A 9266-nucleotide genomic window follows, 5' to 3' on the forward strand; every position below is an offset into this window, starting at 1 on the left:
GCTTCTGCTTGCTATTTTCTGTTAATATTTGCTTCACCACTACAGTTTGAATAAGCTGCATAAGCTCGCCTCCTTCGTTCTTTTCATGCTTGTAGAACCGGGCACCTTCCTTGAGCTTTTTCTCCTGATAGCAAAAAAGGGAGGATCTATTATTCCTCCCTTTCTCTCGATGCAAAAAGCTATTCACCAATTTCCAGAAAAATTTTCTTTTGCTGTGATGATCCTGCTGCATAAACAACAGTCCTTATGGCCTTTGCAACACGCCCCTGTTTCCCAATTACTTTACCGATATCCGTTTTGTGAACGGTAAGCTGATAGGTGATTCGAGCATCATCTTCAGTCGTCTCCACACGAACATCTTCAGGAAAGTCAACAAGGGGCTTTACAATAGTTTCAATTAATTCTTTCATCGTGGTTTACGATTACTTGCTTAATTTTGCATTGTGGAATTTTTCCATAATGCCTTGTTTTGAGAACAAGTTACGAACCGTATCAGATGGCTTCGCACCATCTTTTAACCATTTAAGAGCTAATTCTTCATTGATTTCAACAATTGCTGGTTCAGCAACTGGATTGTATGTTCCAACTGTTTCAATGAAACGTCCATCACGAGGAGAACGAGAATCTGCAACTACGATACGATAGAAAGGGGATTTATTAGCTCCCATACGTTTTAAACGAATTTTTACTGCCATTTTATATAGCACCTCCGAATAGTTTCACACAAGATAGTATAATATCAATTCTTAATTTATTTGTAAAGTGTTTTTTCTTTACATATTATTATTACCATTTTTTTCAAGCTTAAAACGGATTAAATGGGAATTTAAAGCCGCCTTTTTTCTTTACTTTTTGCTGCATGCCAGACATTTGTTTCATCATTTTTTTCATGTCTTCAAACTGTTTAATCAGACGGTTTACCTCGGAGACGTTGCGGCCGCTTCCTTTGGCAATCCGGCGTTTACGGTTTGAATTTAGGATTTCCGGGTGTAACTTTTCTTCTTTCGTCATCGACCGGATAATCGCCTCTACATGGGCAATTTGCTTTTCATCAATTTGCAGGTTGTTTAACCCTTTAATTTTGTTGGCACCTGGCATCATCTTGAGAATTTCATCAAGTGGTCCCAGCTTACGTACCTGCCCTAGCTGATCCAAAAAGTCATCCAGAGTAAATGAGGCTGTCCGCATTTTTTGCTCCAGCTCTCTTGCTTTTTCTTCATCAATACTTGATTGTGCTTTTTCAATCAATGTCAGAACATCACCCATACCTAAAATCCGTGATGCCATCCGTTCCGGGTGAAATGCTTCAAGTGCATCCATTTTCTCACCCATACCGACAAATTTAATCGGCTTCTCAGTGACTGCGCGGATTGATAAGGCTGCTCCACCCCTTGTATCTCCATCCAGTTTCGTTAGGATAACTCCTGTTACTCCGAGCTGCTCATTAAAGCTTTGAGCTACGTTAACGGCATCCTGTCCTGTCATCGCGTCAACAACGAGGAAGATTTCATCTGGTTTGGTTAATTCCTTGATGTCCTTCAGCTCATTCATTAATGCTTCATCAACATGCAGCCGGCCAGCAGTATCGATGAGAACATAATCATGATGTTCTTCTTTTGCCTTGGCAATTGCTTGTCTGGCTATTTCTACTGGACTTACTTGATCGCCCAGTGAAAAAACAGGCATGCTCAGTTGTTTTCCAAGTGTTTCCAACTGCTTAATTGCTGCAGGTCGGTATATATCAGCAGCAACTAATAATGGGTTGCGATTATGCTTTTTGCGAAGCAACAGCGCTAACTTACCGGTTGTTGTAGTTTTCCCTGCACCCTGTAATCCGACCATCATGATAACAGTCGGTGGACGGTTGGAAACAGCAATTTTACTTTGCTCTCCTCCCATTAAAGCAGTTAATTCTTCATTAACAATTTTAATAATCTGTTGTCCGGGAGTTAAGCTTTTTAGTACTTCCTGCCCAACGGCACGTTCACTGACTTTTTTTACAAAGTCTTTTACAACCTTGAAATTTACGTCCGCCTCTAATAACGCTAAACGGACCTCGCGCATCATTTCTTTTACATCCGCTTCGGAAACCTTACCTTTACCACGGATTTTTTGGATGGTGTTCTGCAGTCGGTCGGCTAATCCTTCAAATGCCATTAATGCCGCCTCCTAATCTAGATTCTCAAGCTCGGCAACAGCGTCGAGCATTGCCTGCTTTGAAGGGTTGTCCGCATTGATTAAATCTTTCAAATGCCTGATTAACCTTGAGCGATTTTGAAATTTTTGAAAAAGTAGAAGCTTTTCTTCATACTCCTCGAGCATGGCCTCTGTCCGTTTAATATTATCATAAACAGCCTGTCTGCTAACATCATATTCCTCTGCAATTTCCCCGAGTGAGTAATCATCTAAATAATAGAGAGACATATAGCTTTGCTGCTTCTCTGTTAACAACGAATTGTAAAAATCATAGAGATAATTCATTCGTGTTGTCTTTTCAAGCATGCCAAATCCCTCCCCATGTTAAGTGAAAAGCCTTTACAATGTAGTTTACCTAGTCTGACACAAACTGTCAAGGTAGTATCCTTACATCTGGCAAGCTTACAGCATTTTTATTTTCTGCGTTTTCTAGCTTCCAATAATCGTTTCATCCGTTCCTCCTTATCCTCGGAAGAAACGCTCGGTGTAATGGTCTGTTTTTTCACTTTTTTGACTGGCGATTCATTTAATTTAAACTCATTCATGTTTTCCTGTACTCTTTTAGTCGTTTTAACCTGTACTTTCTCTTTTGCTTTGACCAGATGCTGGATGCCAGAAGTGTGATTAACAACTTCTTCTTTATACAGGTTTAATCTAATTTTGTTCATAATATGATAGAAAGGTTTTACACCAAATCTTCTTATCACGATCTCTAATACAAACAAAAGAAATGCCATGAATAGCAATTGCTGACTAATTGTTTGTGTTTGATAAGATTTGTGATGGATAGAACGGAAAGCTTCTTTTCCAAATGATAATTGTTTCCCTCCGGTGATGGAAGCAAGGTCTTTTAACAACAGTTGATTCGTTCCCTTCATCAAATATTCATCTGAATACGGTATAGAAAAACCAGTTTGAAATACGCGGTCATGTCCCTCATGGTTAGATTGCTTTACACGGAGAAAATACATCCCTGGTTTGTTCGGAAAAATCATATCTGTTTTCCCCGGCGCCACAGGCTTTACATTGGTATCCAATACTTTTCCATTTTGAGATACAATGGTTGCATCCATAGGTCTGAAGTTCCCCACAGCTTCTGTTAGATGAATCACCGAATTGCCATCTTGATTTTCAATGGAATAACGATAGGGTTCTGAATCATATTGTGGGAGGGATTGGGCAACCATTTGGCTCAAGAATTTTGGCCAATCGGCCCATCTGCTAAAGTCCCCTGACCACTTACCTGTTACATCAGAGGTAAATGCAAATGTTGTCCCTAGTCCATATTGCCATTTGGCTAAAATCGGATCTTTCTTCTGACTTATGATGGGAAGCTGAGCCCGATTCTTCGGAGTTACGGCAATATAGGCATTCATTTTCGGGATCCCTTGTTGAAAAATTGCCGTCCAGTCAGGGTAGGCTTGTACAGTCGGATAAAACGGGGTGTCCTCTATATAGGTCCGTGTTGTCATTACCGTTTCCCGGGAAAGAATGCTTGGTATAACAGAAGCATCTATAACATCATAGTATCTGCCATTTCCATTAGTGGCAAGTTGTTCTAGCAAGTTGCGGTCTGCATCACTTCCCAATGCTACAGTCGAGAGGGTGATATTGTTATCTTTCCCACCTTCAATCAGGGTTTGATATTCTCCGCCCGTGGCAGACTGTCCATCCGTCAATAGAATGATATGTTTTCTTTGTAGCTTTAAATCCGCCAATTCCTCATAGGCTTTTGCTAATGCCGGATAAATATTCGTGCCGCCGCCGACTGTAACGGAACGAATATTTTCAATCGCCTTACTTTTATTTTGAATCGGTTTGGTCTCAATAATGGTCCAAGGACGGTCATCAAAAGCAATAAATCCTAATGTATCTTGCTCCCGCAACAACTCTGCCGAACGGGCCGCTGCTTCTTTGGCTAATGTTAGTTTACTGCCGCCCATGCTGCCAGATCGATCGATTACAATGACCAAACCAAGTGATGGCATTTGTTTTTTCCCTTTTATATCCATATTAACTGGCAATAGTCTTTCAATAGGTGTTTTAAAATAGCCACCTAGACCAAAACTATCATCCCCACCTAGCATAACAAATCCGGTTCCGAATTCTTTGACTGCTTTTTCCATTAGATTCATTTGGGATCCACTGACTTTTGTTGCAGGGATATTATTAAAAATAATCGATTGATATTGTAAAAAGCCTTCTAGCGTTGTAGGTAACTTCTCCGGAACGAGCGAATCTACAATTAACCCTGAGTTCGTCAAAATTTCCGTTAAGGCGTCCTTTTGGTTCCCCTGAACTACCAGAATTTTCGGCGTCTCTTTCACTTTTGAAACAGCATTCAACGAGTTATTTTCAATAAATCTGTCATCGTCTACCTCAAGCTCTGCTTTATAAACCGCCATTCCTGGGGAAAGGGATTGATGAGTAAAGGTATATTGATTATTCCCTTCCTTAACAGCTACCTTCTCAAGTAGTAAATCTTGATTATTCAATGAAATTCTAATGTTTGCGTTTTTTTCAACTGTACTGGAAATACTGACGTTAATTAGTGTATTCTCACCAACAAAACTAGTTGGAGGTACCTCCAGTTTCGTAATGGCCATATCATCCTCTTTTTTTAGAGGTAGCCGAACATAATCTAGCGATACATTTCGGTTCTGCAGCAATTTTGCAGCCTCTCTACTATTTCCTACTGTTTCATTCCCATCCGAAAGGAGAACAATCCGACCGCTTTCACCTTTTTGGAAAAGTGATGCGGCAAATTGAATTCCTTCTTCTAGGTTGGTTTCCCCTTTTTCTATTTTACTATTGAATTCAGTAATGACTCTTTTTCTATTAGTAAACGATTGTTCCATCGTTACGGAGTCCGCAAATGAAGCCACGGCAAATGTCTGATTCGCATTTTTGCCTTGAACACTTTCATCCAGCCACTTTAATAATGAATTTTCTGTTTGTTGATAGCTTGCGGAACGGTCAGCCAAAAATATCACTTTTTCTTGTTTTGCTGGGAGTAGCACCTGCGGAACCGTTAATGCAAAAATAATTAGTGAGAATAATAGTGTCCTAATCAGTCCAATCAACACACTCTCTGCACTTGGAACAGCCTTTGTTTGTTTAAAATAAAGAAATACAATATATAAAGCAGGGATTAATAAAATAAACAGAAAAGGATATTTAAACTCTAAAGCCACGTCTGTATACCTCCCATTCTGTCATTAGGACAATGAAGCTTAGCAACGCTAACCAAAACCAAGAAAAATCATTTTTAGTTTCTTTCCATGAATTTTTTTTGGAATCTATTGGTTTTAGGGAAACGGATTTTGCATACTCTGGATGCTTTTCGCGATCATCTAACAGCACGGAAAAATAATATAATTGTTTTTTAGAAACAGCTTGGTAGATACCCGGTTTTAAGGGTGCTTTAAAATCTTTTTGGAGGATATCAATGGAATCCACACTATTCCCAGACTCATTAAAGACTTCAAGCTTGTCACTTCCCTGCTTTAATTGAAGCCATTTCTCCTCTCCAGGTTGGAAATATCCAAGGAAGTCAGTCTGCTTGGCAAGCCATTGATAGCTGTTATAAAGAAAGATTGGAAATCCTGGATGAAGCGGCCAATCTGAATCATTCAGTGAAAAATTCATTACGATTACCGGGTTACCATTTATCCCGCCTGTTTGTATTAAAGGGATATCGCCACTGGTCACCACATTTTCAAAATTACCTTTTAATGAAGGAACAGCTTGTTTAATATAAGTTTTCTCCATTTCTACATATTCTGTCAGCGGTGACTTCTTTGCTACTAATGGTGCTTTAACATCCACTTTGTTCACCCTGTTGTTCTTATTAAGTATAATAGCAGGCAGGTTGGGTAATTGATCCGGCTGAGCAGACTCGGCCACAAGAATGCCGCTTTTATGAAAACTAGATTTGTTCCATTCCGTTAATTGAATGGTCGGTATATTCAAAGTTTGCAAGCCTTTAATGAAAAACGGGTTTATATCTCCAAGTACATATACTGTGGGATTTTGTTCCGTAAAAACAGCTGTTTGTTGATTATCAACCTGATAGCTGTCGTCCACCTCCATACCAGCTTGATAAAATGGATACTCTGGTAAATTGGGCACATCGACCATGATTTGCTTACTTGGAGGGACTGTGAGTTTTTTTTCAAATAATGAGGTTTCTTTATTTTTCACGTAAAAAGTAATTGGTTTAGATTGTTGACTTTGGTTTTCAATAACGGCCAATCCGGAAATTTGTTGATCATTTCGAGCTACTCCAAAAGAAAGAATTGAAATATTTTCTTTTTTACCTTGAATATTATGAATTTCGAAATTATTACTTTTAAAAATATCTGCCAACTCATCTTTTTTTACAGCATCTGAAAAGACATGAATGACCGTACGATCTTTTGAGACAAGTGAATCTGCAAGTTTCACGGCCTTCGTAAAGTCCTCATGCTCATAAGTAACTTTTAATGCTTGGATTCTTTTGCGAATGACCGATTCGTCTGTTTCTCCATTTAATAGGAGCTTTGGTTTCGCACCTGCTTGAATTAATGTTAGGTCCTGACCATTCATCTGTTCAGAAAGTTTCAGCATCTTCTCTTTTGATTGTTCGAAAATAGAACCATGTTCCCCTTCCGCAGACATCGAAGCTGATGTATCAACAATCCAAATAACGTGATCTCCTACCATTCCCTTTTGGACCCAGAATGGGCGGACTAAGGCAAACATTAATAAAGTTAAAGCAATAATTTGGAGCCAAAAAAGCATATTATGCTGCAGCTTTTTCAACCATGGGGAGGCCTCCCATTCATTCATGACCTGCTGCCATAGGAAATGAGCTGAAATAGTGGTCTCCTTATATTGCTTACGAAAAAAATAAAGTAGGATTACTAGTGCAATCAAAACTAGTAGGAAAAAATAATAAGGACTAGCAAAACTCACTTCACATTCACCTCAAAACGCCTCTCACCCGGCAATCATGGAACAAAAATTCCTGAAGGTCCATCGAATCTGTTACAAATAAGTATGGAATTGCGAATCGTTTACACGTCTCCTCTAGGCTCTTGTTATGGGCTCGAAGTCGTTGTTTATAGCGCTCCAAAACGGATGCATGCAGACTTACATTAAGAGATTGGGCAGTTTCACTATCAATCAGCTTTAAGTCCCCGTTTAATTCAGGTTCAATTTCTTGTTTACTCAATAACTGAATAAATTTCACTTCATGCTTTAACATAACGAGTGATTTTAATAGAGCCTCATATTTTACTGCTTCTTCTAATCCGTCCGTTATGATGATCGTTACTTGGATATTCCTAAGATTATGAGGCTTCAACAATTCAATAAAAGAACCGGTAGATTCCTGATGGGAAATCTGAATGATTTCCTTATAGACAGATTTACTGTAAATCGATCCCTTTCGCGTAAATCCAATTGTGTCCCTTGCAGCTATGGGAAAAAAGGATAACCGATCCTCACCAGATAAAGTAATATAGCTAAATGCCGCCGCGAGTTCTTTGGCCCGTTGCCATTTTGAATCAATCACCTGCATGGACTGTGTTGCATCCAAGATAAGAGCAACATTTAATTCCTGTTCATCCAAGAAACGCTTGATATAATGCTTTTGAGTTCGTCCATAGACATTCCAATCTATTTGGCGTACATCATCACCCGGCTGGTACATTCGAAAATCAGAAAACTCCAATGACGCACCAAGCTGGTTCGAAGCCCTAGCACCTTTATACATCCCTCTTCTTCTTGTTTTAACAGCTAATCTCACTTTTTGTAGGCTGCCTATCACATTTCTTTTCATAGCTGTCATCTTCTGTTGCCTTCCTTGCAAACTTGTTCAAGTATTTCGGCAATAATGGTGTCTCGGGATATTCCATTTGCTTCAGCCTCAAAGTTTAAGAACAGCCGATGGCGCAAAACAGGAATCGCTGTTTTTTTCAAATCACCAATAGAAACATGGTATCTTCCTGAACATAATGCCCTTGTTTTTGCCATTTGAATTAAGCTTTGCATCCCCCTCGGACCACTGCCAAACTGGATATATTTTTTTACAAGCTCAGGTGCATGCTCTGAAACAGGGTGGGTGGCAGAAATAACTGATACAGCTAAATCCAGAATTTCTTCAGAAAGCAGAATTTCTTTTGATAGCTGTTGGATTTTTACAACATCTTCGATCCTCATCACCTTATTTAAAGAAGGAATCGTTACGCCAGTTGTTCTTAATGCAATTTCCTTTAATTCGGATTTAGATGGGTATTCAACATGGATTTTACTGATAAAGCGATCCATTTGAGCTTCAGGAAGCGGGTAGGTTCCTTCCAAATCAATTGGATTTTGGGTAGCTAACACAAAAAACGGCTTAGCTAACTTTTTAGTCGTTCCCATTATTGTGACAGTTTGTTCAGCCATTGCCTCTAACAGCGCACTTTGGGTTTTTGGAGTTGCACGGTTTATTTCGTCAGCAAGTATGATATTGGAAAAGATGGGACCCTCGTGAAACACAAATTCCTGTTTTCCATCCAAAGTAGGTTGAAGCAGCATGGTGCCGGTTATATCAGATGGCATCAAATCAGGGGTAAACTGGATTCGTGAAAATGATAAATCCAGCGTTTCCGAAATTGATCTCACGAGCATCGTTTTCCCGAGGCCAGGAAGTCCTTCAAGTAAGGAATGTCCTCCGGAAAAGATACTCCAGAGAACCTGGTCAATGACTTCCTCCTGTCCCACGATGAATTTATTTATTTCTTCCTTAACATTTTTTAATTGTTCAGCAGCTGTAATAAATTGAGTTTCCTTTTCTTTTAATGTAGTCATCTAATCATTCTCCTTATTGGGGTCAATCGTCGTAAAATAACTTTTTACGATTTCTTCTAAGTCGGACGGAAGTGTTACTCGGTCAGTACTATTCCAATATGTATCCATATACTGTCCATATACTTCCTGATAGGAGCGAATTTGTCCCCGCAAAACCGGTCCATTCCCTGAAAATTGCTGACTGGGACTGCCTTGACCAAGGTTCCCGGAATCGGTTTCTAAGTTTGTTTTTC

At 39.4% G+C, this 9266-nt stretch carries 8 protein-coding genes and 1 pseudogene; all 9 read right to left on the reverse strand.

Features of this window, described 5'->3' with window-relative positions:
- Positions 1 to 179: 179 nt before the first annotated feature.
- Entirely contained in the window at positions 180 to 410 is a 231-nt protein-coding gene (locus V7083_RS03995; protein ID WP_335475618.1) for a KH domain-containing protein, read from the reverse strand.
- 12 nt (positions 411 to 422) lie between these two features.
- Positions 423 to 695 carry a 30S ribosomal protein S16 gene (rpsP, locus tag V7083_RS04000; protein WP_335475620.1) on the reverse strand — a complete coding sequence of 91 codons (273 nt, stop codon included), beginning with the start codon at positions 693 to 695 and terminating at the stop codon, positions 423 to 425.
- 109 nt (positions 696 to 804) lie between these two features.
- Positions 805 to 2157 carry a signal recognition particle protein gene (gene ffh / locus V7083_RS04005; RefSeq protein ID WP_335475622.1) on the reverse strand — a complete coding sequence of 451 codons (1353 nt, stop codon included), beginning with the start codon at positions 2155 to 2157 and terminating at the stop codon, positions 805 to 807.
- 12 nt (positions 2158 to 2169) lie between these two features.
- Complete coding sequence (locus tag V7083_RS04010) at positions 2170 to 2502, reverse strand: putative DNA-binding protein (RefSeq protein WP_335475624.1); 333 nt, start codon at positions 2500 to 2502, stop codon at positions 2170 to 2172.
- A 107-nt stretch (positions 2503 to 2609) separates the two neighbouring features.
- Positions 2610 to 5390: a VWA domain-containing protein gene (locus tag V7083_RS04015; protein ID WP_335475626.1), complete on the reverse strand. Its 2781-nt coding sequence runs from the start codon at positions 5388 to 5390 to the stop codon at positions 2610 to 2612.
- Complete coding sequence (locus V7083_RS04020) at positions 5374 to 7152, reverse strand: vWA domain-containing protein (protein WP_335475628.1); 1779 nt, start codon at positions 7150 to 7152, stop codon at positions 5374 to 5376. Before V7083_RS04020 ends, V7083_RS04015 begins: the two co-directional genes overlap by 17 nt.
- 7 nt (positions 7153 to 7159) lie before the next feature.
- A complete protein-coding gene (locus tag V7083_RS04025) occupies positions 7160 to 8029 on the reverse strand; it encodes a DUF58 domain-containing protein (protein WP_335475630.1) in 870 nt (289 codons plus the stop codon).
- A complete protein-coding gene (locus V7083_RS04030) occupies positions 8026 to 9033 on the reverse strand; it encodes an AAA family ATPase (RefSeq protein ID WP_335475632.1) in 1008 nt (335 codons plus the stop codon). Before V7083_RS04030 ends, V7083_RS04025 begins: the two co-directional genes overlap by 4 nt.
- Positions 9034 to 9266, reverse strand: a pseudogene (locus V7083_RS04035) (hypothetical protein); the annotation flags it as partial.

This window comes from Bacillus sp. JJ1764, assembly GCF_036962145.1.
Taxonomy (GTDB): domain Bacteria; phylum Bacillota; class Bacilli; order Bacillales; family Cytobacillaceae; genus Neobacillus.